This window comes from Prevotella micans F0438, from assembly GCF_000243035.1.
In the GTDB taxonomy this organism is placed as follows: Bacteria; Bacteroidota; Bacteroidia; order Bacteroidales; family Bacteroidaceae; genus Prevotella; species Prevotella micans.
Genome location: NZ_JH594522.1, coordinates 703,567 through 729,771, shown reverse-complemented (window position 1 = coordinate 729,771; position 26,205 = coordinate 703,567). Strand labels below are relative to the sequence as shown.

Here is a 26,205-nt window from a genome sequence, read left to right as displayed (position 1 = left end):
TGAATCAAAAACATCATTATAGCGACCATATAAGACCCCTGGAAATATGAACCAGAAAAGAGATAATGAAAGTAGAGAACAGCAAGCTCTCAACCTACAGTTTTCCGAAGAGCGCTTGCAGTTACTCGATACTATTCGTGAAATAGTAAACGACGAACTTAATCGCCGTGGAGTGAATCGAAATGATGGCGACAGGGGCTGCAATGATAAACCGCCAAATAGCGAAATATGCTAGCTCTATCCGAAGGCCTTGCTTCATTGCTCTTTCAAATGAGCCCTATTAATTAAAAGGAATATAAAACATAAAAATATTTCAGTTAAACTCTAAACGTCCGCGCCCTCGACACGGCGTTCCCACATAAAAAATAAACACAAGTGGGTCTATGGGGGGCATCTGTTTTATGAATAAGCCATTACACAAGAACAATCTAGCGGCAATAGTCGCACTGTTCATTGCAATGCTGACCATGCCACAACTGGCGCATGCTAAAGACTACGGCCTCTATGTTGGAGGCGTAAAAGTGACCGACAAAAACTGCAATAACATCAAAAGCAACACCATAAAGGCCTTTCGTCCCAGCGAAAACCACTATGTGTATTACGTTCCTGCAACGAATACGCTCGTTCTAGAAAATGTAAAAATAGAGCGTACCGGTGGTTACAATCATTGCATCCAGAACTACGATTGCGAAGGGTTAACAGTGAAAATTCGCGGATATAACAATTTAAGATCCAAAGATTCGGATGCCATCAGACTAAAGAAGAGCACCACGTTTGTAGGAGAAGAATTCAACGGAATAACACCAGTTCTAGAGGCTTACTCGCATCATCATGAAGGAGTATATATGGAAGACGGAGTTTCTTTAACTATCAAAGATCTGAAAGTAAAGGCATTTACAACCCTGGGCTGGGGCATAAGGGGTACCAAACGAGAAACTCTAAATATTATAAACTCTGTTATTCTCAGTACTGTCGGAAATAATATGGCTTCCATTGCCGAAGTGAATGAGATTAACCTTGATAATTCTTCAGTGGAGGCTTGGGGAGAAAGTGTTTCTGGAATTGAATTCGACAACTATCTCAATCTAAAAGAAGGAAACGACTTGCAGAAAATCAATGTAACTGGCAAATGCTCAATAACAGCGGACGACGTTGCAATCTTGTTTAAGGGTAGAGGTAAAATAGACGGTAGCGGTACGTTGGAAGTGGCAAGCAAAAACAAAACAGCAATCAGTCTTGATTATTGTTATTCGAAAAATAAAGGTGAAACAGAGATAGGCGAACTATTGTTGCATAATATCACTGTTGACATTAAGGGAATATACGGTATAGCTGGTCGTATTCCAGAAAAACATGGTGCCCTCTACATCAATAATATTCGTGGAAAGATCTATGGACAGTATGGCACCATTAGAGAAATGAACATCTTCGAAATGAAAGAATGCAAAATCACCTATCCTGAAAACGTAGCCTTCAATAATTCGGAGAATGCCCTATGTTTCTCTAACGGCAATATTGTTTCATGCACGGTGTATTTTGCTGAGAACGTACCCCCCGTACCATATGGATATATAGCAGGCTATCCTAAGGCTACTTCAACTAACAGCATAGAAGTGAAATGGTATGGTGCCCACGATAATTACACTGACTATGACCAATTGTGCTACTATGTGACTTGGGAAAGCAGTACATCCTCCGGAAAGAGCCATGAAAGGCCCTATCCAAAGGATATTACTTCCTACACCATTAGAAACCTCGAGCCTAACACAAGATATGAAGTGAATGTGTGGGTTGTCGATGAAGCCGGAAACTTAAGCAGCTATGGCGAACGGTATATAACCACTTTCGCACCTCTAACTAAATATAATGTATATGTTGCCGGCGTGCAGGTAACTTCCGAAAACTGCGACGATCTAAGCGTGATTCCCGGTGTGAGAGGCACGGTGAAATACGACCCACAAAATGTCACTCTAACACTCAGAAATGCTACTATAGAACCAGAAAATGCTATCGGAATAATATTCGGTGGAGATAAAGACCATAATATAGAACTCGAGGGTGAAAACCACATCAATATGCCAAGCACCCTTGCAATAAAAAACGGGCAGAGAAGGCTCGACATCGTAGGCCCAGGCAGCTTGGATATCGACATAATGAATAGCTATGATGTATCTGGAATTAGGACGGAGGGCCCCCTATACTTCCGCGGAAAGTGCCGAGTAATTACCACTGCTCCGATTGAAGGAAGAGCACCCGAAAATACACAAGCCTATCCCTCTTTCTACTTCTACGATTCGTATGTGTCGGCAAAAAACAACGGAACGGCAGCTGCCATTTACAGCGAAATAGATGATTACAGCACAAACAATATTTATCTGTCTGGCGTCAAAGCCTATAGTAAGGGTAGGGAAGTCGAAATTGTGAGAGCAAGACTCGATGACGACTTCCATACTCCCGCTGTAACTTTCTACAACGGCACCGACATTTGCCGTGAAGTACAAATAATGGATTACGCAACCGCCATCAAGAATCCTATTGCCGACAATCCAGCCCCTGCCGTCAAGCGCGGAATATACACTCTGCAAGGCATTCGCCTGTCTACAGAGTTCAGCCGCCTGCCAGCAGGAGTATATATTGTGGATGGCAAGAAAGTAATTAAGAAATAAATTTTTTAGCGGAAGGAAAACGAATTATGGGATTCGCCGACAGTAACATCAAAGCCAATTCGGGTGGAATGCTGCAACCCAATCAATGCCAATTCGGCCGTCAGGCCGCTGTAGGGACAGACCCCGTGTCTGTCCGCCCCACGCCAATTCGGTCTACCGACCGCAAAACATATTTTCTTAATGTGAATTCGGTTCTGCGAACCGAGCGGACAGACACGGGGTCTGTCCCTACAGCGAGCCTATCGGCTCGAATTGGCGTGGGGCAGACAGCACTTCATCATTCAGGAACGCACATACTTGTCGATTTCCTCGACGTTTTTAAAACTGATGGCTTTGCCGCGATTGGCTTTTGCTACACGCGTCATGAATTCTTCACGGCTCATTTCCGTTTCGTCGTGTTTCGCTTGCTTAACGATGAGTTTAATAGCCTCGATGGTTTTGCGCATAAGTTTTTCGTCGCCTGCAATGAGAGATAATTGGCGAAAGAGTTCTTGATTAAGATTTATGCTTGTCATAATTGTAAAATGTTGATAATGATGCAAAGATAGTATGCTACTCGCGAATATAATACACAACGGTTTCAACGCTGCGGAACCTCCGCAAGACCCAAACCAAACGGTTTCATCGCCGCGGGACTTCCGCAAGGCTCAAACCAAACGGTTTCATCGCCGCGGGACTTCCGCAAGGCTCAAACCAAACGGTTTCAACGCCGCGGAACCTCCGCAAGGCTCAAACCAAACGGTTTCAATGCCGCGGGACTTCCGCAAGGCCCAAACCAAACGGTTTCATCGCCGCGGAACTTCCGCAAGGCTCAAACCAAACGGTTTCATTGCCGCGGAACTTCCGCAAGCATCAAACAAAATAATAACACAAACGCCCAAGCCATCGACACGGCGTTCCTACATAAAAACAAATACACGTAGGTAGGCAGGAGGGCACTTTTATCTTATGAAGAATAAAATACACAAAAACATCTTCGCGGCAATAGTTGCTATGGTTATAGCCCTGTTTGCCACGCCGCAAAAGGCACAGGCGCAAGACCTCTACTTCGGAGGCGTAGAAGTAACCCAATCAAACTGCAACGACCTCATTGCAGCCTTTAAAAACCACTTCACACAGGTTGGAATTTTTGGAGGCGAATACTGCAAGGCCAGCGGAAAAGTAACGTTCGACTTCGCAACAAACACCCTAACGCTCGACAATGCCAACATAACCCTAAACCTCAACCCCGGCAGCTTGGACGGCGTGGTGTTTAACAGCAGTCGAGACGTGCTGCGGGTTAATCTCATTGGCAACAACGTAATAAACAGCGGAACAGCAGCCTTTCACCAAGCACGCCGAAACGGTGGCGCCGACCCCAGTATGACTTTCGCGGGCACCGGAACACTCACCATTAACAACCGAGGCGGAAACCGTAGTCGATACGCCGCCATAAACATTTATGTAGACGGCAAAATGTACGTGCAATGCAAAGAACTAAAAGTGCACACCAATTTCGGTACAGCCATCGGCGCACTATACGGTTACGAATCTAACGGCCGCTCAACATTAAGCATCGGCAGCAATGCCGCACTCATAGCCAAAGGCAGGGCAGGCTCTATAGCCAAGCTCAACAACTTTTCAATGGGCAGTGGCTACAAATTCCACACGCCCTCCGGAGCACGATGGGATTCAAGAGAAAGCGCCGTGTGCGATGGAAGCGGAAACGTGATAACCGACGAAGTTATCTGCGCACCCAAAGACTGGCATCCCTCCACCGGTATTGATAATCCCATAGTCAACACCCCCCTCACCCCTTCTCCCAAGTGCGGCACATACACCCTGCAAGGCATTCGCCTCACAACAGAGTTTAGCCGCCTGCCCCGAGGAGTATATATCGTTGATGGCAAGAAGGTGATTAAGAAATAGGCCCTACAAACAACACCCCGCACCAAACAGGTGGCGCAATGAAGCGTTCCTGATATTTAATTCATTTATTCATTTAACAACAAAATCAAAATGAAGAAGAAAATTTTTTCCGCAAGCCTGGCGAAAGCAACTTTCGCGCTTGCATGTGTGTTAACTCTTTCGCTCGCCTTTACGGCCTGCAACAGTAAAGGAGACCTTCCGAAACCGAATCCGGAAAAACCGGATCCCAAACCGGATCCCAAACCCGATGATCCAAACCTCCTCACCCTCGAGAAAGCTGTAAAGATTAATGGCAAAATGAGAGAAGTGAAGAGAGCCGTTGTGGTCACCGATGGTTTGAATAACTCATACGATATTATGCTGTCCTTTAAAGATGGCGACAAGTGGGAGCATCTCTCGATTGATTTCGATCCTAACGAAAATGGTACAACCTTCGATCTTACAGAGAGTATAAGTGGTAAGGGAGAAAAATGGGGTGTCCAATATCTAATAGGCAAAAAAGCTACTTTCTATGCCCACAACGATCCTAAGTATGCCAAATTCTCAGACGGCACGATGAAATATAACATCGACGCTATAACCGGCGAGAGCAGCGTTGAAATAACAAACGCCAAGATAACTTACCAGGGCACGGAATACACCTTTGAAACCAAATGGAAAGGAAAGGCCGAAGTAGATCATTACTCGGCAGTTGTTATAAATACAAACAAGAGCATAGGCCAAACAATATCCTTCGGTACTGATGTAGAAGATGTCTACGTTCTTGGCGCAACCAAAGTGAAAGATCCCTATTATAAGTACGACCAATACAATTTTGAATACGAAATCAAATCGCAAACCATAGTGATTAGTGGCAAAATCTCTATGCTCGATATTAAAAAAGAGGGCATCACAAGCATCGACCTTTCGCGCCTTTCTGGTATTAAAGAGCTCTATATCAGCGAAAACCCTCTCACCAAACTCGACGTTTCAGGAAACACCGAACTCACCCTGCTTGCTTGCAATAAGTGCGGGCTTAATGCATTGGATGTAACCAAGAACACTCTCCTTGGACTTTTAGAGTGCGCTGAAAACGAACTCACCACACTCGACATTTCGAAGAATACCAATCTCTACAATCTTGATTGTGCTGATAACTACCTCACTAGCCTCGATATGTCGAGCAGCAACAATTGGACTTATGTGTGGTGTTACGGTAACAAGCTAACGTATGAAAACGTGAAATTGGGAGGCAAGGCCAAAGGTTTGACATACGACGTTAATTTCGCTTTCCATTTCAAAGGCGAGAATTCTCAAACCCTAACCAGGGCACAAGTTCAAGAACTCAAGTCGAAAGGCTGGCAAGCTCGTACGGCTTACATCGGCAGTGATGGTTATCGAACCTTTGAAGATTACGAAGGTGAATAATTCTGCTCTCATGCTAACGCTCACAAGGGATTATCCCCTTGTGTAAACGCTCTCAAGGGGGAACAGCGCCTTAACCGGCGCCCCCTTGTTAGCTTGCATAGCGCAGCTACTCGCAGCTCAAACTCACGTTCATATCCCCTCTGTTCGGCATCCCCTCATCCTTAATCCCTCATGTTTGCGCCCCACACATTTGCACCCCCACACATTTGTACCCCACACGTTTACCCCCTTATATCTTTCACCCCTTTCACCCCTTCACAACCCCAGCCCTTCACATTCTCGGTAAGCGACCGAGAAATGTTCAAAAAACAATATTTATTTCCATAACAAAATCCCAGAGGCTACAGTCCCGTAAGAGCATCAGGTCTTAGATGGGCTCGAATAATGCCGATTCGGCCGATAGGTCGCGCCAATTCGGGCCGGAACGGCACGCAGTAGGGACAGACACCGTGTCTGTCCGCCCCCCAAGCCAATTCGTTCTGCCCGACCGCAAAACATATTTCCGCATGTGAATCCGGTTCTGCGAACCGGGCGGACAGACACGGGGTCTGTCCCTACTGCGGCCTGACGGCCGAATTGGCATCCGTTGGGTTACAGTCGGTAAGTTTTTGGGACGTCTTCCAAGTAGTTGGACGATTCAAATCAATTGGCGGGACGTCTTCCAAGTAGTTGGACGAGCCAAATCAATTGGCGGGACGTCTTCCAAGTAGTTGGACGAGCCAAATCAATTGGCGGGACGTCTTCCAAGTAGTTGGACGAGCCAAATCAATTGGCGGGACGTCTTCCAAGTAGTTGGACGAGCCAAATCAATTGGCGGGACGTCTTCCAAGTAGTTGGACGAGCCAAATCAATTGGCGGGAACGTTTCCCAAACTTAGGACGATGCAAAAATCCCCCCTCACCCCTCCTCACCCCTCTCAATAGAAAATAAAAACAAACAATACATTTTCAACTCTAACGCCCACGCCCTCGACACGGCGTTCTCACACAAAAGTAATGCGTGAGTCCACGGAGGGCACTATTTCTATGAGACTACGAAAGTTACTAACTACCGTCATTGCAACAGTTGCGATGATGTGGAGCATAACTGCAATGGCACAATCGAAAGAGGCCTACGTGGTTAGAAGCAACGATGGCGGAACAATTACATTCTACTACGACACGAAAAAGTCGACCCATCCGAGCGGCTATGTTTACGACATTCCGAGTTCAGGCAACACTCCCGATTGGGCCGGAACTTACGAGAAACCCAACGAAACGCTAACCCATGTGGTGTTCGATGAGTCGTTTAATAACTATCAGCCAACGAGTACCTTCCAATGGTTTTCTAATTGCCAAGCGTTGATAGACATCACTGGCATTGAAAACCTCAACACATCGAGTGTAACGGATATGAGCTATATGTTCAACATGTGTTTTGAACTCACCTCTATTAATGCTAAGACTTTCGACACCTCGAACGTAACCAATATGGGTAGCATGTTCAGCAGCTGCGTGAAACTCTCGACGCTCGATGTATCGAACTTCGATACATCGTCTGTAACCAACATGAGCAATATGTTCTATGGATGCGAAGCGCTCCCTTTGGTTGACGTTTTGTTTTTCATGACAGACCGCGTTACAAATATGAAATACATGTTCTCCGGATGCAGGAGTTTGGAGTCTATAGATTTAGAGAACTTCAACACTGAAAATGTAACTGATATGGGAGGTATGTTTGCCGACTGTGGAGTCCTAAAAACACTCGATGTATCGAACTTCAACACCAAGAACGTGGAAAATATGGCTGGTATGTTCTCAGGCTGCAAAACCCTCAATTCGATAAATGTTACGAAGTTCAACACCTCGAACGTTACCTCAATGGCAAGTATGTTTTGGCATTGCGTAAATCTTAAGTCTTTGGATTTAGCCTATTTCGATGTATCGAAAGTTACAGACATGGAGCGCATGTTTCAGAGCTGTAGCAATTTGCAAACCATCTATTCCAACAATACATGGACATGCGCATCGTCGTACAATATGTTCGATGGTTGCACACAGCTGAAAGGCGCTGTGCCTTTCGACCCCGCCAAAGTCGATGCGGCGATGGCTAATCCCAAAACAGGCTATTTCACTCTCAATCCAACAGGTATCGAAACAACCAAGGCCGATGTTGAGCCTCACAAGAAAGGCGTATACACCGTGGGCGGAATAAGAGTATCGGGCGAGCTGAAAGACCAGCCCAAGGGCATTTACATTGTAAACGGAAAGAAAGTAATCAAATAGAATTTTTTAGATAATGAAAACAAAACAAATCCCATCGAGCATGGCCGCCAAGGCGCTGGTCATCTCAAAGCCTGCTACGATTCATCAACTAAGGCTCTCAATCTCAATAACGCAATAAAAGACTACAATAAGAAAGTGTTCCAATCTCATAACAATAGAAAGAATATAACTAAACACAATTAAGATGAAAGCAAATAAAATCATCGCATTGTTGGTAGCAATCGTACTAACATTCGCAATTACATCGCCAGCCGATGCGCAGTTCGGCAACCTGCTCAACAAGGCCAAGAATAGCGTTCAGAAAAAAATTGAACAAGGAGTGAAAGACAGAGCAGAAAGAGCCGCTGAACGAGCTGTTGACAACGCAATTGATAAAGCCGAGCAGCACGTAGAGAAAGAAGCTAGTAAAGCCGTTAAAAAGGCTAGTAAAAAAGTAGCCAAGAAAACCGGCGTAAACGTAGTGGAGAGTAGCTCTTCAAGCAGTCCCATAGACGAAGACGATGCCGACTTCATGCTCATCTACAAAAAGAAGTTCAAGCCATCGAAAGAAGCTCTGGCTTCCAATCAGTTCGCCAACAGCGACGAGGTGCCCGAAGGTTTCACCAAGTCGTACAAGGAACTATACGCCACATTCGAACATCTTGAGCCGAGCCTCTTTCCGCTTCAGCCCTACTACAAATACCCGGTGGTATATGCTTTGGGGCAAAAGCGCATCAATCAAAGCGATGTGGCCTTCTCTACTCTAATGAAGAATTGCTTTACATCGTCAACAGGCTTGGTTAGAACTATTAGTAATATACAGCTTTGGGGCTATGGAGTAGACGAAGAATCTAAAGAACTCATTTCGGAAGACGGACAAAAACTCGCCATGCAAATGGACGACGCAGAATTCCGTTACGCCTGGGCCGCACTATTCTTTGCCGACCCCAACAGCTGGCATTCTGTGTGGAATCTGGCCATGTTAATGGTTAACGATAACAGGTGGCTAACAATGGTTAAAGAATACGAGGTTACAACCAACACCGGCATAGCCGATGCAACAAAAGGCTGGATGTTTCCATACGAGCGATTCTCGGCCAAAGAACGCGAAGGGGTTATGAAGCACATGGCACGACAGTATGTAGACATAGAGCTTATTGCCCGATGCGTGTTGACATTATATCAAAAGGTGGAATCCGACCCCACGCCTTACCGCAAAGCGCTATACATGTTCGCCGCCAACGAGTTGTATAATCAGATTCTGAAAGAACACAAAGATTTCTCGGCCAACGCCTCGAAGTTCAATCAGCAAACAATGCTCTACGCCCGCTACAACAACACCGAAGAGAGCAGGAAGATTATAGATGATGCTCAGGTTGAACCCGAGCCTCCAACCATGACTCTCAAGCCCGGTGCAATGAATAAGCAGCTCAACGCCCAGATTCTTAAAATAATGAAGCAAAAGGATCCCGACGTGATTCGCGTTGTTGTAATCAGCGATTCATGGACGGTCCACTCTCTTAAAGACCGCTCTGTGATGGCCTGGGCTGTTTATCGTAACAAAAAAGGCAAGCTCGAAGCCCACGACTACAGCTTCTGCCAAGACTATATGGGCGCCGGCAAATACGGTTCTTTACGCTATAAAGGTATCGGTACGCAAACCGTCTATGTGAAATGAGTAACACCAGTCCAGATTGGTTAGTATAGAAATTCCCTCACCAGTTTATTCTGCAAAGTATTGAACCGGTGAGGGACGTTGCATATCTCGGATAATCGGGCAATTAGAAATATTTTCATAACTTTATCCCGAATTTCAAAGGGCATTCCACTCTTCACAATACTAGAAAACGAAGTCAGAGGAATAGCTGAAAACCGAGAAACAATGAATAAGACTCATTTACGCCACCCCCAATTGCCCGTTAAGCTTTCCGAGCAAAGCCGGCCCACAGGTAGAGCACCATAACGCTCTCCACATAGTAACCATCCCCTAGAGAAATCATTCCAAGAACCCCCTCTCCCCTGCAAAACATTTTTTTAAAACAACATAAACATTCATTTTTTAAATCCAAAACATCATGAACATCATTGGTAATTTCACAGAGATTGTAACAAAGAAGTATGCTCAATTCAAAGGTCGCGCAAGCCGTGCAGAATATTGGCAGTACATCCTCGTAATGGCCATTATCTATGGAATTGTAGGAATCATCATTAGTTTCCTTCCTCAAAGCATGAGTATGGTCGGCTTCATCCTCTATGGTATTGTAGCTCTCGGACTGTTGCTTCCCACATTGGCTGTTAATGTTCGTCGTATGCACGACCTTGGCAAAGGCGGTGGCTGGCTTTTCATCACTCTGGTACCATTCATTGGTGGCCTGTGGTATTTCATCCTCACCGTTCAAGCTGGCGAAACGAATAAGAACCGTTTCGACGACCAAGAAGTAACGAAAGCATAACCATTCTTTCAACAATCACAAAACAAACGCTCCGCCCGGTGCCCATCTCAAGACACCGGGCGGGATCAATAAAAAAACAAACACAATTCAAACAACTTTTTAAAACACGAGAAAACAATGAAAAAGAAATTTTTTCTTAGCCTGATGGCTATTGCAACCCTAGCAGGAGCAATGACCCTAGCTGGATGTGACAAGAGTGAAAAAGGAGAAGACTTTCCCAACGGTGGCGGCGAAAAAGGCGATGCAACTTCGGTGGAGCTGAATCAAACCCGACTGGATATGGACATTAATGGAACTTTCCAGCTTCAAGCAATTCTTCCGGCTGAAACAAAAATCAAAAAGGTGGAATGGAAGAGTAGCAATCCTAAAGTTGCATCAGTGAGCAGCGATGGTTTTGTTACGGCTATATCGAAAGGTACGGCAAACATAACAGCATCTAGTAAGAAAGCTAGCGCCACATGCAAAATAACCGTTTCCGGTAAAAAAGTTGAGCTCGAGCCAATAGACCCGAAGGTGATTGGCGGTTTTGACCCTAAAACCTATGACAGAAATGCTACAGCAAAGGTTCAGTTCAACAGATTCCCTGTTTCGGTAAAAGAATTCAAGGAAGTACGCGAAAAAATTGGAAAAACTCCAGAAGGTGTTGTTGCCCTAGAATTGATGGCATTCGAGATGTATCATCGTAATCCCGCTATTGGCATGGAATGCGTCAAGCTAGTAACCGATCAGAGTTACCATCGTGATATAACAGATGGATTAAAGAGAATATATGGAAAATATCAAGATCTTGCTCGTCCATATCAAGTTGCAACATTCCTTGAAGGTTCTGAAAGGAGCAACGGTTATAATCCCAGTCATCCTTATGTTGTAAGCATGAAAGCTTCGGCAAATCCATACAGTCGCTATGAAAAATATAATACAGTTTTGATAGAAATATCTGTATATACTTCTGGTTCGAGAATAAACGACATTCCAACTCGAGAGGTTACAGTGTATAAGCGTTCTAGTCAAGAATATTATATGGTTCATGGTTGTGGCGGCTTTATTTTTGCAGGCGACCCACTGACTGAAGACTATCCGGCATACAAAGGCTTGAAATAATTATCTTTTCGCCCCCCTCTCCTTTTGTTGAAATCTCGGTATAAGGAGGGCGAATGAAAACACAATTAATTCCCCTCTTCTCGTTCCCTATTTGATTAGGATGAGAAGAGGGGGATTTTTATGTCCCGACCACTAATCTCGAATCTCTCTCTCTTTGCCCCCATCATAGTCCGATTAACCAGTATTTCTACTCAAGAGAAGCATCGTAATAATTACGTGAGTTCGGTAGCTGTCTTAAAACGAACTCACATCATCGTGTCTACATGAGTATCCTTCGAGATAAAGAAAGGCGTGATGTTAGAGATAGCTGCATAACATCTGTTTTTATATAAAAACACACAAGATATTATATAGTAATATATATTTTTATCTGGAAATACAATTGCCGAAACTTCGGCAATTGTATTTCCGTAAATAAATACTACATACGGATTTGCGTGTATTCTATTTCCATATGGAAATAGAATACACGAATTATCGGCAGATATATTTATATAAGAAAATACTATATACGCTATTTCGGATGATGTATTTCCATATAGAAATACAATTCCCGAACTTGCGTGTGATTTATTTCTATATAGAAATTTAATGTATTATATTCTATATGATGTAATTATAATAAGAAATATAATACCTGGAATTGATGATAGCTATTTGATGATTTTCGCACATTAGAATACACTCATATCGTGGCAAATAAAAGCCGTCCGTACTCAGAAATCGAGTTACAGACGGCTTGAATCAGTGTAGAAACTTTGCGTGAAGTGTGAGGAAGGAGATTAATTGTCTTCCTCGGGCACAATGAGTTTGTAGCCTTTACCGTGGATGTTGATGATTTCTATTTGCTCGTCGGGTTTGAGATGTTTACGCAGCTTGGTGATGTAGACATCCATCGAACGGGCGTTGAAATAGTTATCGTCTATCCAGATGGTTTTCAATGCATAGTCGCGTTGCAGAATTTCGTTCGAGTGAGCGCACAGCAAGGCGAGCAGTTCGTTTTCTTTTGTTGTGAGTTTGGTTGCTTGGTCGGATTTATTGTCGAGTGTGAGCAACTGTTTCTGTGTGTCGAAAGTGAATCGGCCGATTTTGTAGAGGGTCGATTCTTTACTTCTTTTTCCGTGCACGCGACGTAGGATGGCTTCAATGCGGAAAACGAGTTCTTCCATCGAGAAGGGTTTTGTGATGTAGTCGTCGGCTCCGATTTTGAATCCTGCGAGGATATCTTCCTTGAGCTGTTTTGCGGTTAGGAAGATGATTGGCACGTCGGTGTTGTTTTGTCTGATGTCTTGGGCGAGTGTGAATCCGTCTTTTTTGGGCATCATCACGTCGAGTACGCAGATGTCATACTTGTTTTTCATGAAGGCTTTGTAGCCTGCTTCGCCGTCGGGGCAGAGGTCGGGCGAGTAGCCTTTTGCTTGTAGATACTCGCTGAGAAGTGTTCCGAGATTTTCATCGTCTTCGCACAGTAGGATTTTAAATTTTTCTTCCATAATCAGAATTTTTTTGGTTTATGATTTTTGTGTTCTATAGTTCGTCATCGTTCTCCCGGTGTACGGGTAGAATAATGGTGAATTTCGTTCCTTGTCCGTATTCGCTGTCCACTTTGATTTCTCCTCCATGTAGGTCAATCATTCTTTTGACGTAAGCCAGACCGAGTCCGAATCCTTTCACATCGTGAATGTTTCCGGTGTGGACGCGATAGAACTTGTCGAATATTTTTCTGAGATTCTCTCGTTTTATTCCTCTTCCGGTGTCGCGCACTGAGAGGTAGAGGTGCTCGTTGTTGTTCCATGTTTTAAGATAGACGTCGAGCGGTTTATCGGGCTTGGCATATTTCACAGCGTTGTCGAGTAGATTGAATATGATGTTTTGGAAGTGCATCTCGTCAATATATACGGCCGATTCTTGAGCTCGGATGTCGGTGTGCACTTTTCCGCCGGTGTGTTCTACTCGGAGTGTGAACGAGTTGGCTATATTTTCTACCATTTCGTTGAGGTCTACGAATTTCATTTTGAGCACCGATTTCTTACGGTCGTACATGCTCATCTGGAGCACTTTTTCAACGAGAAATCTGAGCCGTTTGGTTTCGTCGTTCACCACTCCGCCGAGATGTTCAATCATTTTGGGCGATTTGGTTAGGGTTTTGTCGTTCATCATTTGTGCGGCCAGCGATATGCTTGCGATTGGGGTTTTGAGTTCGTGAGTCATGTTGTTGATGAAGTCGTTTTTGATTTCGCTGTATCGCTTCTGTCTGAAAATGGTGACAATCGTGAAGATGAACGTTACCAACAGAACTATCGTGAAAATCATCGAGGGAATCATGAATCTTATACTCGAAAAGATGTAACTGTTCATGTTCGGGAAGTGAACTTTAACTACTCCCATTCTATTTGGCGGGTCGTTTCTGAAAAGCACCTGCGAATATATTTCTTCACCGTTTTCAACATAGTCTGGGCATCTGTAGATTTCGCGTCCATCTTGCGTGCATACTGAAAAGTGATATGGAATGTTGATTCCGTTGTTCATCATTTCGGCCTTCAAATCCTGGTCGAGTAACTTGAAGTTAACGCGCTGCGACAGGGGGCGTTCCGAAGCCGAATAGAGCATATTATAAACTACCTCTTCGAGCAATGCCTTTTGATAGACGTATCGGTTACGAACAATTTCTTGCATCCTCCGCCGGGTGGACGATAGCGAACTGCTGTCGTTCCGCAATATCATTGCTTTCGGCGTGAGCGACGGATTGCTCTGAACCATCTTCGATTCAAACGAGGTGTAGGCTTCGCCCTGCGAGTTTGTTCCCAAAGGCTGGTGTACCTGTGTAACAGTTTTCTTTACAGGCTGGACATGCTGTTCGGTTTTGAGTTCGTTGCGATTAACATCGTCTTCGAGAAAACGAAGTGTTTCATTCAGTTCGAGATTTCGCGATGCCTGATATAATGCACGATTAACCGACTCGTCGAACTGTTCGCGCTTCATGTCGGCCATCTCTTCTATGTAGTTTAATTGCAATAAGAGTAGTCCGAGAAACGAAACGCCCATAATCACGGCTATTGTCCAAATCGTTTTCTTCTTCATTATGTTTTTCTCGTTGGCAAGAATAAACTCTTGCCATGCAACGCGGGCAAAGATAGTTATTCATTAATCCATTAACATCTTGTGGTTAATATAATCGCTCTGATTTATTTCTGTTAACAAGATTCTGGAAATTTAGTTGCGTTATTGTAATTTAAGATGGGGCGTATTTAAGTTGGAGGCTCATTTTGAATATAATTTTCGCCCATGCCTACCGCATGGGCGAAAATTACAGAAATAGTATGAAGTTAATCCAGGTTGAGACCAACGGAAGAGATGTAGGCGATGAGCTCTTCCATGTAGCGACGGCGTTTGTCGGTGAAGTTTTTGTGGTTGGCGTAGGAGCGGTGAAACCAAGTGTATAGCTTCGGGGTATTTTTGTGGTTAGGCAGATTGTGATGATTCACAATATAGGTTTCAACTTCTTTGCATTTGGTTTGGAACTCATATTCTTGCATCGTTCTGGGATAGCCTAGCTTTTCGAATCGCTCTATGGTAGCGTTAAAGATTTGACGTCGTTTTTCGTCTATTTCAATAATGTTATTCCTGATGTTGTAGGTCCATCTCTGGAGTGATGCTTCTTCGTTGCTACCGTTGTAGGTAGGGAAGCGTCGGTTTTCTTCAACGAATTGGATGAGTGCATTCAATCGGTCTTCGAATTTGCTACGTCGTGAGCCGTTGGTTTTCTTGTATTTGTCGGAATACTTTTTAGACGACAGTCCGAAATATCCTCTTTCGAATGCTACGAAACGCTGCCTGTTGATATCGAACATTGTTGAGAAGACGCTCGACTTGTTTGTTTCCGGATAATGTTTGACTACTTCTTTAAAAAGGGTGTCGATGTGTAGTGGTTCGTCTGATTTACTGAGCAGGTCGACGAGAAGGTCACGTATGCTTCCGAAATAGACTCCTTCCCATGTGTCGAGTGCGTATTTCGAACTTTTGCCTACGGCTTTGATATGTTCGTTTGCATAGAGTGAGGGTTTTATTTGTAGTGCTTCTTTGTATTTATGGTTGGGATATTTTGCTTTGAACTCGCGGAAGATGTCTTTGACGTGCATCGGTTTTCCGTGTTTTGTCAGAATCTCGTAAACCTCCTGTGGGGTGTCGATATAGTTCTGGGGGATGAAGAGTTGTTTGTCGGGAGTTGTTTCCACGTTGTAGATTTCAGCGGCTATGTATTCTATGAGGCCCCGGACTTGTTCGCGCTTGTCTTCGGGAACAGTGAAGAGCACGTTGTCTATAGGGATGTATTTATCCTTGGAGTATTTGGTGTTGACAAAACTTTGTAGAGTATCGATGCAGTCTTTGAATTTAAATTCTCCGAGTTTGTTTTTGTTAATTAGCACAGCGTGCTTGTCGACTTCTTCGACTCGGAAGTCGCCTACCAAGGCCAGGATATAGGCGAATGTGTTGAAGCTGATGTCGAGCTTTTCTTCTTCGTTGACCTTTATATATTCTTCGGTTTGTGGGCAGATATAGGCATGTTCGAAGAGATTAGCGTATTGTTTCCAATCTTCGTTTGATGCAATTTCGGTTGTTTGTATATTGATTGTCCCCATGGAAATTTGTCGAACTCTTTCAACTGTTAGTCCCACTTTGTTGGCGATTTCATGTAGTGTCCAGAATCTACCTGAAATGCCGTGGAGCATACTGTAGATTTGATCTGACCGCATTTCCGACGAACGCAGTCCTTGTAGCATTATGTAGAACAGCGGGAGAGAGTTGTGTTTTCGCATGTAATCGAACACTGTGTGATATTGGGCAGTTTTCAGATAGGGGTAGGAATTCTTTATGGATTCTTCGCGTATTTCTTCATCTGTGAACGAGAACACGTTGTCGAAAAATTCTCTGAACTCTTGGTTGAATCGGAATACCTCAGTAAGTGTCTTCTTCATTTTCTGTCTAGGGCAGATTTCCCTGTAGGTTTCCAATGGTTTATCGGCATATTTAAGTAGGTCAAGGAAGTGTGGTAGGAATGTATTTTTGAAGTTCTTCGTTCTGATGTTCATCTTCGATTCACACATGTTTTGATAAACTTTTTCCACATATTGCGATGCCGTGGGCGACAAGAAATGCATAGCTCTTTGTTCGTAGCTAAATTCGCTCATTTTCTTTTCCATGAGCTGTAGGCGTTGTTTGTAGATTCTGTAAGTTTTTCGGTTTGTCTTTTGAACTTGCTCCATACCTCTTTTCACATCATAGATGTAGTTTCTGTAGGCGTATCTTATTCTGAGATTTTCTTCGAGTGTATAGCCATCGGCGATGTCAAGCAAGCGTTCCGAATTAGTCATCACGAATTCGTGTAGGTTTATGGGCTGCGGATAGAGTGTTCTCAGATAGGAGTATATGCAGTCGTTGCCAGCAAGCGTGTCGTTGTAGGCTTTGGTGATTATGTTTTTCATTTCTTCGCCCAGCGAGTTGAGAAAAGCTTCCTTGTCTGTGTGCTTGAGGTTGGTAAGTTCTTCTTGGACGTTGTTAATCACATTAAGCATCTCGGAATACGATTTTTTCCCGAAACCTCTTATTTTAAGTAAATCGATTGGATTGTCAATGCTTTCTAAAACATCTTCGAGTGTGTTCATATTCTTTGAGTACAAGCAATTGTAGGTTCGAACGGAGATTATTCCAGTGTGCAACAGTTCTGAAATCCTGGTGTTTAAATTAATAGTCATGAGCATTCCGTTAATAATTATATAGTCCAAATGTTACTGAATGTGACTGAATTTTCAAATCCTTTCGATGCAAAGATATTATTTATAAGTAGGTTAACAAAATCTAGGGCGTTGCCTTATCTTTGCAAAATCAAAAAGATTGTTAGTTTATGGATTGGATAAACGGCTTGTTCAACATTCCTTCTGCGTTGCAGGCAATGGTTGTCATATCACTGATATGCTCTGTCGGATTATTATTGGGAAAGATTCGTTTCGGCGGAATCTCTCTGGGTGTTGCCTTTGTGTTTTTCTTCGGAATAGCCGTGGGTAATTTCGGATTGCAGATTGACAGGCAGATGCTCATGTACTGTGAGAACTTCGGCCTAGTGCTGTTTGTCTACACCCTAGGATTACATGTTGGCCCTAATTTCTTTGGTTCGTTTCGTAACGAAGGAACATGGCTCAATATGTGGGCTATGTGGGTGATTCTTCTGGGTACGTTGATGACTGTGGGGATGACTTACGTTCTGGGAGTTCCGATGTCGGATATGGTGGGAATCCTTTGTGGAGCTACAACAAATACTCCCGCACTGGGTGCTGCACAGTCGGCTCTCGAACATGTCGGAATAAGCGGAGCCGGGGCTGCTTTGGCAACGGCCGTTACCTATCCGCTAGGCGTTGTGGGGGTTATTTTCGCAATGATTTTCATCAGGAAATGTTTTGTGAAGGAGAGTGACCTCAAAGTGCGGCATAAGGACGACGACGACCAAACTTATGTGGGACAATTTCTTGTAATCAACCCCGCCTTGGTTGGGAAAACAATCCTTGAAATAGCCCAAGGTACCCACATGAAGTTCATCATTTCTCGAATATGGAGAGGCGGAGAGGTTATCCTACCCAAAGGCGGCACTCAACTCAAAAGAGGCGACAATCTGCTTGTCGTGACCAATAAGGACGAGGTACAAGGAATGGAAATTCTTTTTGGGCAAAAGGTGAAACGTGATTGGAATAGGGATCAAATAGACTGGAACCATATCGACTCTAATATCGAAAGCCGAATAGTAGTCATATCACAACCCATGCTCAATGGTAAACGGCTCGGACAGCTTCATCTTCGTGATGCCTACGGAGTGAATGTGAGCCGCGTTCTTCGAGGCGATATAAAACTCCTCGCGACCGAAAAACTTATACTTTGCTACGGCGATCAGCTCACTATAGTTGGTCGACCGGCCGACCTTGACCATGCCGAAAATTTCCTCGGCAACTCCGTGAAAACCCTAAAAGAACCTAACATTGCCAGTATCTTCTTGGGAATGCTCCTCGGACTTGCTCTGGGAACCATTCCAATTTCACTCCCCGGAATGGATTCGCCCATACGACTTGGTATTGCGGGCGGACCTATAATCATGGGTATTTTGGTTGGCGCTTTCGGTCCGCATCTGCAAATTATTTCGTACACAACCCGTAGCGCTTCGCTGATGCTTCGAAAGCTCGGTCTTTCGCTATATCTTGGCTGTTTGGGGCTCGATGCCGGTAAAGATTTCCTGGCCACGGTTGTGCGTCCCGAAGGTTTGTTGTGGATAGGACTCGGCTTCATTCTAACTATCGTTCCTGTGATTATTATTGGAATAATAGCGCTTCGAACCAAGAAATATGATTTCGGCACTATCTGTGGAATCCTTTGTGGTTCGATGGCTAATCCGATGGCTCTAGGATATGCCAACGATACTATGAAAGATGAAACGTCCAACATCAGCTATGCCACTGTTTATCCTCTCGGCATGTTCGTGCGTGTCATCATCGCGCAAATCCTCGTTATGTTCTTTGTATAATCCTGTCATCGAATTGAGTCGCTCGACGGGCCTCGAGATACTCCCAGCATCGAATAGAGCAACATACTTGGGATAAACCTATAGGCATTAATTGTGAACATCTACTTAACTTTGAAGCCGCAAAGACGTAACTCACACATGCATTTCCAAGAAAAATCAAAATCCGTAATCGATATCCAAGAGAAGATGGTCTCAACCGCCGAATCTTATCACACACCCGTAATGCTGAATGAAAGCGTCGACGGACTCAACATCAAACCGGGGGGTATTTATGTGGACGCAACCTTTGGAGGAGGCGGTCATTCAAAAGAAATCCTTGCACGACTCAATGGGAATGGGCGACTTTTTGGATTCGACCAGGATGCCGACACCGAGGCTAACATCCCGAAATTGGAGAATGAATCGGCAGAAGAGTTCACATTCGTATGCTCAAACTTTAGGTATCTGAAAAATTGGATGATGTATTACGGTATAGAGCACATAGATGGATTACTGGCCGACCTTGGTGTAAGCAGTCATCATTTCGACGACAAAACAAGAGGATTCTCTTTTCGTTTCAACGACGCGCCGTTGGATATGCGAATGAATAACAGAGCAGGCAGAACGGCGGCTGACGTGCTTAACACTTACGATGAGGAAGCGCTGGCTGATATGTTCTACGTCTACGGCGAACTGCGGAACGCCAAACGCATAGCCGCGGCAATCGTGAGTAGCAGAACGCGGCGAAGTATCCGTACGAGCGGAGATTTGAAGGACCTGGTTGAACAGTTTTTCAAAACAGAACGGGCCAAGAAGGATATGGCGAGACTCTTTCAGGCCTTACGCATTGAGGTGAACAACGAAATGCAGGCTTTGTGCGAGCTGCTTAGAGCATCTGTCGAGTTGTTGGCTCCAGGCGGTCGACTGTCGGTTATTACATACCATTCCTTAGAAGACAGGATGGTGAAGAACATCATGAAAACAGGAAACATCGAAGGCAAGGTTAAGCAGGATCTCTATGGGCGGATAGAATCTCCCCTCCGCTTGGTTAACAATAAGGTTATTGTTCCAACAGACAGCGAGCAGAATGAGAATCCGCGAAGCCGGAGCGCGAAACTTAGAATCGCAGAGAAGAAAGCAAAATGAACGATAATAAGGAAAATAACGAAATAGTTCGAGGGGAAGTTGTGCTCGACATCGACGAGCAAAGCGAACTTTTGGATGGAACACCTGTTGAATCTCCCGATGATTTGGCTCCCACACCCGAAGAAAAAGAAGAGCCCAGTCTCAGTAAAGTTGAAACATTGAAAACGGCGATTGAGGAGCAGGCTCGCGAAGATGAACAACCGCTCTCAACCGGCTTCACGCTAAGAAAAATTCTGGGAGGCGATATCCTGTCGGGCCAACTAGTGAGGAATAATATCTGGCTCATTTTGCTGATTGTGGTCTTCATGATTATCTATATATCTAATCGCTACAGTGTTCAGAAAGATTTGATCGAGATAGATAAATTAAATATCGAACTTAAGGATGCTAAATATCGGGCGCTATCAAGTAGTAGTCAGTTAACTGAAAAAACGCGTGAGAGTCATATCCTCGAAATGTTGAAAACAAACAAAGACAGTGTTCTCAAAATAGCCGATCGTCCGCCCTACATCATAAACGTTCCGGAAAAGAAATGAGCAAGTTCAACAACAAGAAAATAATTCCGCGTTACAACGTTCTGGTGTTCCTTATGTTGTTGACGGCTATTTTAGTGGTGGGAAAGGCACTCTACATAATGACGGCCGGCAGAACATACTGGATGGAGGTTGCTGCACAGCAAAAGAAAGACAATGTACCAGTAACACCAGTGCGAGGAAATATTTTGAGCTGCAATGGTGAACTTATGGCCAGTTCGCTGCCCGAGTTCAAGATATATCTGGACTTCAATGCTATGAAAGAGGCCGGTAACGACACTGCTTTCATTGATAGTCTGGATATCATCACTAAGGGACTCAACAAAATATTTCCAGAGAGAAAGGCATCGCGGTTCAAGAAAGACCTCATGGTCGGATTCCGACAAGAAAGTAGGCATTGGCCGATTTGGCAAGGCAGGATAGACTACAATACTTTCAAGGAAGTACAGTCGTTGCCAGTTTTCCATCTGTCGAAATATCGAAGTGGCTTTCATTGGGATGAATTTAACGCACGCCGTCGGCCGTTCGGGTCGTTAGCTCAACGAACTGTGGGCGACATGTTCGGAGCGAAAGACACGGCGCGTTGTGGACTGGAACTTTCCTACGACAAGATTCTTCGCGGAACGAACGGAATAATCCACCGACGGAAAGTGCGGAATAAATATCTAAACATAGTCGACACCCCGCCTGTTGATGGCGCCGACATCATAACCACAATCGACGTGGGCATGCAAGACCTTGCAGAGCGTGCGCTCATAAAAGAATTAAAGGAAATCAACGGTAAAGTTGGCGTCGCCGTGGTAATGGAAGCCTCGACTGGTGATGTGAAAGCAATAGTGAATCTAGATCGAGGCAGCGATGGGGTTTATCGCGAAGTTAAGAACCATGCAGTGAGCGACCTCTTAGAGCCGGGTTCGGTTTTTAAAACAGCCTCACTGATGACGATTCTTGACGACGAATTTGTTGATACAACCTACACCATAGCCACCGGAAATGGAATTTGGGATATGTATGGACGGCAGATGCGTGACCACAACTGGAATCGTGGAGGCTACGGAAATTTGATGTTGCCATGGACGTTGAAATATAGTTCGAATATCGGAGTGAGTCGGCTTATCGATAAATTTTATCATAAAAACCCAGAGGATTTCGTACAAGGAATCTACGACTTAGGACTGGCAACTGATTTCAAGATTCCAATTGTAGGTTATGCTCCCGCAAAGATTCGTATGCCACGTAAAAACAGTCACGGACAGTATGTAAACTGGAGCGCCACGGCTTTGCCTTGGATGAGCATAGGCTATGAAACGCAGATTCCGCCCATATCGGTTTTGGCATTCTACAACGCGATTGCAAACAACGGTAAAATGATGCGCCCACGTTTTGTGAAGCAAATAGTGAAAGGCAATGAAATTCTGCTCGATAACAAGCCGCAAGTTGTGAAAGAACAAATTGCAAAGGAGAAAACAATCGCCGCCATTCAGCGCATTCTGCAGGAAGTAGTATCGGAAGGATTGGGTAAGAATGCCGGCTCAGAAAAATTCCCTGTAGCCGGCAAAACCGGAACAGCACAGATGTCGAAGGGTACTCTGGGCTATAAATCAGGCGAAACGAACTATTTGCTTAGCTTTGCAGGGTATTTTCCAGCCGATGAACCGAAATATAGCTGCATTGTTTGCATTCAGAAAAGTGGATTACCGGCTTCGGGCGGAGGAATGTGCGGTCCGGTTTTTCGCGACATTGCAGAAGGAATAATGGCGCAAAGTTTGAAGCTAGATGTGAAAGACTCGCGAACACCGGGATCTGTCTTGATTCCGTCGGCTAAAAAAGGTAATCTTCTGGCAGCCGATTACGTTCTGAATGCTTTAGGAATAAACGTAAACGGCGGTTGGGGTGGTGTCTATCCGTTCGGCGAGCCCATTTGGGGGACGGTTGTGAGCAACAGACGCTCGATTACACTTCGACAGGAAAAGCCTAGCAATTCACATCTTGTTCCCGACGTCCATGGAATGGGAGCTCGCGATGCAGTTTATATAATGGAGAAACGCGGACTTAAAACAAGAATCTTAGGTCGTGGCATGGTGCTCGAGCAAAGTATAGGCGCCGGAACAAGAATAAAGAAAGGAATGGTGTGTACGCTCAAGCTGGGATGAATCAGGCGAGAGACACACCGGGCTCGTGAAATGATGTATATATAAAAGGTGAAGAAACAACGTATGAGACTAAACGAATTACTCAGGAACGTCAAGCCGATTGCCATCCAGGGCAGCGTTGACGTTGAAATTACAGGTATCGAAATAGATAGTCGAAAAGTGACTGCCGGAAATATGTTCGTGGCTATAAAAGGAACGCTAACCGACGGGCATCGCTTTCTCGACAAAGCTATAGAACAGGGAGCAGTCGCAGTTTTGGTAGAAGAAATGCCTGAGAACGTTTCAAAAGATATTGTGTACGTTCAAATGGCATCGACTGAGGCCGCAGTCGGAAAAATTGCAACTCTATTTTATGGCGAGCCTTCGCGAAATCTAAAATTGGTGGGCGTAACGGGTACGAACGGCAAAACAACCATTGCTACGTTGCTCTACGACATGTTCCGAAAGTTCGGGTACAAAACCGGACTCATTTCGACCGTTTGCAACTATATCGACGGTCGGGAGCTACCTGCCGACCACACGACGCCCGACCCGATTGAATTAAACAAGCTCCTGGCCGAGATGGTTGACAGTGGATGCGAATATGCGTTCATGGAATGCTCGAGCCATGCGATTCACCAGCGTAGAATAGGCGGGCTTGCTTTTGCAGGCGGAATATTTACTAATCTTAGTCGCGACCATCTGGATTATCACAAAACTTTCGAGAATTATCGAGACGCAAAGAAGATGTTCTTCGACGAACTGCCGAAAAGCGCCTTCGCGCTCACGAATGTCGACGATAAAAACGGAATGTTCATGATGCAGAACACCCGAGCCGCTGTGAAAACATATTCGCTTAGCAGGATGGCCGATTTTCGTGCTCGAATTCTTGAATGCCATTTCGAGGGAATGTATCTCGACATCGACCGTCACGAAGTGGGAGTGCAGTTTATTGGGAAGTTCAACGCGAGCAATTTGCTAGCCGTATATGCTGCGGCCGTTCTTCTGGGGAAAGAAACCGATGATGTGCTACTTGCGCTAAGTACCCTCAAGAGTGTCAACGGAAGGCTCGAGCCCATTGCCTCGCCCGAAGGATTTACGGCAATTGTTGACTATGCGCATACGCCCGACGCTCTTAGAAATGTGCTGGCAGCCATTCACGAGGTGCTCGACGGAAAAGGAGGGAACGTGATAACCGTTTGCGGAGCCGGAGGGCATCGCGATAAGGGAAAACGACCACTCATGGCCCAAGAAGCAGCCAGGATGAGCAACAAAGTGATTCTTACGAGCGACAATCCGCGCGACGAAGACCCACAGGCAATCATCGACGACATGCTAAAAGGCCTGGACGCACAAAAACGAAAGAAAACCATCACGATAACCGACCGACGCGAGGCAATACGCACAGCATGCCTTATGGCACAAAAAGGCGACGTGGTGCTCGTGGCCGGAAAAGGGCACGAAACATATCAAGAGATAAACGGAGTGAAGCACCACTTCGACGACCACGAAATTCTGCGCTCAATATTCAGCGAAAACCAAAAATCATAAAATCCGAAACCTATGTTATACTACATCTTCCGGTGGCTCGACCAATTCGGCATCAGCGGTTCCCATCTTTGGGGTTACATCAGTTTCCGCGCCATTGTAGCCATGATTCTCGCCCTTATTATTTCGGCATGGTTTGGCGAAAGGTTCATCAAGTTTTTAAAACGGAAGCAAATAACCGAAACCCAGCGCGACGCCTCGATAGACCCATTCGGAGTCAAAAAAATTGGCGTGCCATCGATGGGCGGAATAATAATCATAGTAGCACTCCTGGTGCCGATAATTTTGCTTGGCCGACTGCGTAACACCTACCTTCTGCTAATGATTGCCACCACGATATGGCTTGGATTCCTGGGCGGGATGGACGATTTCATAAAAATATTCCGTCACGACAAGGAAGGCCTCAAGGGCAAGTATAAAATCGTCGGTCAGATAACCATAGGCCTCATTGTAGGCATAGTTCTCTGGGCCTCGCCCGACGTGAAGGCCAATCTGAACCTCGAAGTAGAGAATCAACACGGCAAAGAAGTAGTGATAAAGCACAAAGAAGAGCCCGAAAAAACCCTCAAAACAACCATACCCTTCGTAAAGAACCACAACCTCGACTATTCGGCCATCATGGGCTTTATGGGCAAATACAAAACCGCGGCCGGATGGATACTGTTCGTCATCATGACCATCATCGTCGTAACAGCCGTATCGAACGGCGCAAATCTAAACGACGGGATGGACGGCATGTGCGCCGGCAACTCAGCCATAATCGGCGTCGCGCTGGGCATATTGGCCTACGTGAGCAGTCACATCCAATATGCCGCCTACCTCAACATAATGTACATTCCCGGCTCCGAAGAACTCGTAGTATTCTTCATGGCATTTATCGGCGCCCTGATAGGCTTCATGTGGTACAACGCCTATCCCGCGCAAGTATTCATGGGCGACACAGGCAGCCTAACCATCGGCGGAATAATAGCCGTAGGCGCAATCATAATCCACAAAGAACTTTTGCTACCCATACTGTGCGGCATCTTCTTCGTGGAAAGTTTGAGCGTCATCCTCCAAGTGTGGTACTACAAAACAGGCAAACGCCACGGGAAGAAACAACGCATCTTCAAACGAACCCCGATACACGACAACTTCCGCACCCAAGACAGTCAGCTCGACCCCGAATGCAACTACATCGTCAAAACACCCCACAAAGCAATTCACGAAAGTAAAATCACGATACGCTTCCTCATAATAACGATAATCTTGGCAGCTCTCACCATCATAACCCTCAAAATCAGGTAGCAAATCGCGAAGAAACAATCAGGCAGATGATGAAAAAAAGTTTTTTTTCGCCCTCCGGAAACTTTTGGAGCCAAAAAAGATTTTTTTCGGCCTCCAAGGACGTTTTGGTCGAAAAAAAACTTTTTATTCGGCCTCCGGGAACTTTTGGAGCCAAAAAAGATTTTTTTTCGTACCTCCGAGGACTTTTTGGTCGAAAAAAAACTTTTTATTCGGCCTCCGGGAACTTTTGGAGCCAAAA

General features: G+C 44.9%; 19 protein-coding genes. 15 read left to right on the top strand and 4 right to left on the bottom strand.

The genetic code is table 11. From position 1 onward, the window contains the following. Positions 1 to 46 precede the first annotated feature (46 nt). The gene (locus HMPREF9140_RS10540; RefSeq protein ID WP_006953057.1) at positions 47 to 235 is read left to right on the top strand and encodes a hypothetical protein; all 189 of its coding nucleotides are present in this window, start codon (positions 47 to 49) and stop codon (positions 233 to 235) included. A gap of 166 nt (positions 236 to 401) precedes the next feature. Beyond that, on the top strand, positions 402 to 2,666 hold the full coding sequence (locus HMPREF9140_RS07530; protein WP_162149805.1) for a fibronectin type III domain-containing protein: 2,265 nt from the start codon (positions 402 to 404) through the stop codon (positions 2,664 to 2,666). 281 nt (positions 2,667 to 2,947) lie between these two features. Here the strand turns inward: HMPREF9140_RS07530 and HMPREF9140_RS07525 are convergent, their stop codons facing one another. Then, positions 2,948 to 3,181 (bottom strand): hypothetical protein, encoded by a 234-nt coding sequence (locus HMPREF9140_RS07525; protein WP_018572116.1) that lies wholly within the window; start codon positions 3,179 to 3,181, stop codon positions 2,948 to 2,950. 433 nt (positions 3,182 to 3,614) lie between these two features. Here HMPREF9140_RS07525 and HMPREF9140_RS07515 point away from each other — a divergent pair, with 433 nt between their 5' ends. The 6 genes from HMPREF9140_RS07515 (at position 3,615) to HMPREF9140_RS07490 (ending at position 11,778) form a co-directional block, all read left to right on the top strand. Then, positions 3,615 to 4,574 carry a hypothetical protein gene (locus HMPREF9140_RS07515; protein ID WP_006953053.1) on the top strand — a complete coding sequence of 320 codons (960 nt, stop codon included), beginning with the start codon at positions 3,615 to 3,617 and terminating at the stop codon, positions 4,572 to 4,574. A gap of 90 nt (positions 4,575 to 4,664) precedes the next feature. Continuing rightward, entirely contained in the window at positions 4,665 to 5,981 is a 1,317-nt protein-coding gene (locus tag HMPREF9140_RS07510) for a leucine-rich repeat domain-containing protein (RefSeq protein WP_006953052.1), read from the top strand. A 1,025-nt stretch (positions 5,982 to 7,006) separates the two neighbouring features. After that, positions 7,007 to 8,245 carry a BspA family leucine-rich repeat surface protein gene (locus HMPREF9140_RS07505; RefSeq protein ID WP_162149804.1) on the top strand — a complete coding sequence of 413 codons (1,239 nt, stop codon included), beginning with the start codon at positions 7,007 to 7,009 and terminating at the stop codon, positions 8,243 to 8,245. Between the two features lie 184 nt (positions 8,246 to 8,429). After that, on the top strand, positions 8,430 to 9,902 hold the full coding sequence (locus HMPREF9140_RS07500; protein WP_006953050.1) for a hypothetical protein: 1,473 nt from the start codon (positions 8,430 to 8,432) through the stop codon (positions 9,900 to 9,902). A 397-nt stretch (positions 9,903 to 10,299) separates the two neighbouring features. Beyond that, a complete protein-coding gene (locus HMPREF9140_RS07495; protein ID WP_006953049.1) occupies positions 10,300 to 10,677 on the top strand; it encodes a DUF805 domain-containing protein in 378 nt (125 codons plus the stop codon). Between the two features lie 117 nt (positions 10,678 to 10,794). Beyond that, positions 10,795 to 11,778: an Ig-like domain-containing protein gene (locus HMPREF9140_RS07490; protein WP_006953048.1), complete on the top strand. Its 984-nt coding sequence runs from the start codon at positions 10,795 to 10,797 to the stop codon at positions 11,776 to 11,778. Between the two features lie 782 nt (positions 11,779 to 12,560). On the opposite strand, the gene rprY is transcribed toward HMPREF9140_RS07490, so the two are convergent. From rprY to HMPREF9140_RS07475, 3 genes are all read right to left on the bottom strand, one after another. After that, entirely contained in the window at positions 12,561 to 13,271 is a 711-nt protein-coding gene (gene rprY, locus HMPREF9140_RS07485) for a response regulator transcription factor RprY (RefSeq protein ID WP_006953047.1), read from the bottom strand. 34 nt (positions 13,272 to 13,305) lie between these two features. Then, a complete protein-coding gene (locus HMPREF9140_RS07480; RefSeq protein WP_006953046.1) occupies positions 13,306 to 14,859 on the bottom strand; it encodes a sensor histidine kinase in 1,554 nt (517 codons plus the stop codon). 245 nt (positions 14,860 to 15,104) lie between these two features. After that, a complete protein-coding gene (locus tag HMPREF9140_RS07475; protein WP_262502420.1) occupies positions 15,105 to 17,531 on the bottom strand; it encodes a DNA-directed RNA polymerase subunit alpha C-terminal domain-containing protein in 2,427 nt (808 codons plus the stop codon). Between the two features lie 149 nt (positions 17,532 to 17,680). Here HMPREF9140_RS07475 and HMPREF9140_RS07470 point away from each other — a divergent pair, with 149 nt between their 5' ends. From HMPREF9140_RS07470 to HMPREF9140_RS10675, 7 genes are all read left to right on the top strand, one after another. Continuing rightward, a complete protein-coding gene (locus HMPREF9140_RS07470) occupies positions 17,681 to 19,342 on the top strand; it encodes a putative transporter (RefSeq protein WP_006953044.1) in 1,662 nt (553 codons plus the stop codon). A 186-nt stretch (positions 19,343 to 19,528) separates the two neighbouring features. Next, positions 19,529 to 20,467, top strand: coding sequence for a 16S rRNA (cytosine(1402)-N(4))-methyltransferase RsmH (gene rsmH, locus HMPREF9140_RS07465; RefSeq protein WP_025073411.1), 939 nt, complete (start codon positions 19,529 to 19,531; stop codon positions 20,465 to 20,467). Further along, entirely contained in the window at positions 20,464 to 21,003 is a 540-nt protein-coding gene (locus HMPREF9140_RS07460) for an FtsL-like putative cell division protein (RefSeq protein ID WP_006953042.1), read from the top strand. The genes rsmH and HMPREF9140_RS07460 overlap by 4 nt, the downstream gene beginning before the upstream one ends. Further along, positions 21,000 to 23,153: a penicillin-binding protein gene (locus HMPREF9140_RS07455; protein ID WP_006953041.1), complete on the top strand. Its 2,154-nt coding sequence runs from the start codon at positions 21,000 to 21,002 to the stop codon at positions 23,151 to 23,153. The genes HMPREF9140_RS07460 and HMPREF9140_RS07455 overlap by 4 nt, the downstream gene beginning before the upstream one ends. 63 nt (positions 23,154 to 23,216) lie before the next feature. Beyond that, a complete protein-coding gene (locus HMPREF9140_RS07450; protein ID WP_006953040.1) occupies positions 23,217 to 24,683 on the top strand; it encodes a UDP-N-acetylmuramoyl-L-alanyl-D-glutamate--2,6-diaminopimelate ligase in 1,467 nt (488 codons plus the stop codon). 12 nt (positions 24,684 to 24,695) lie between these two features. Then, complete coding sequence (locus HMPREF9140_RS07445; RefSeq protein ID WP_006953039.1) at positions 24,696 to 25,967, top strand: phospho-N-acetylmuramoyl-pentapeptide-transferase; 1,272 nt, start codon at positions 24,696 to 24,698, stop codon at positions 25,965 to 25,967. Positions 25,968 to 25,993: 26 nt separating this feature from the next. Next, positions 25,994 to 26,205 (top strand): hypothetical protein (locus HMPREF9140_RS10675; protein WP_006953038.1); only part of this gene is annotated, 212 nt, incomplete at its 3' end.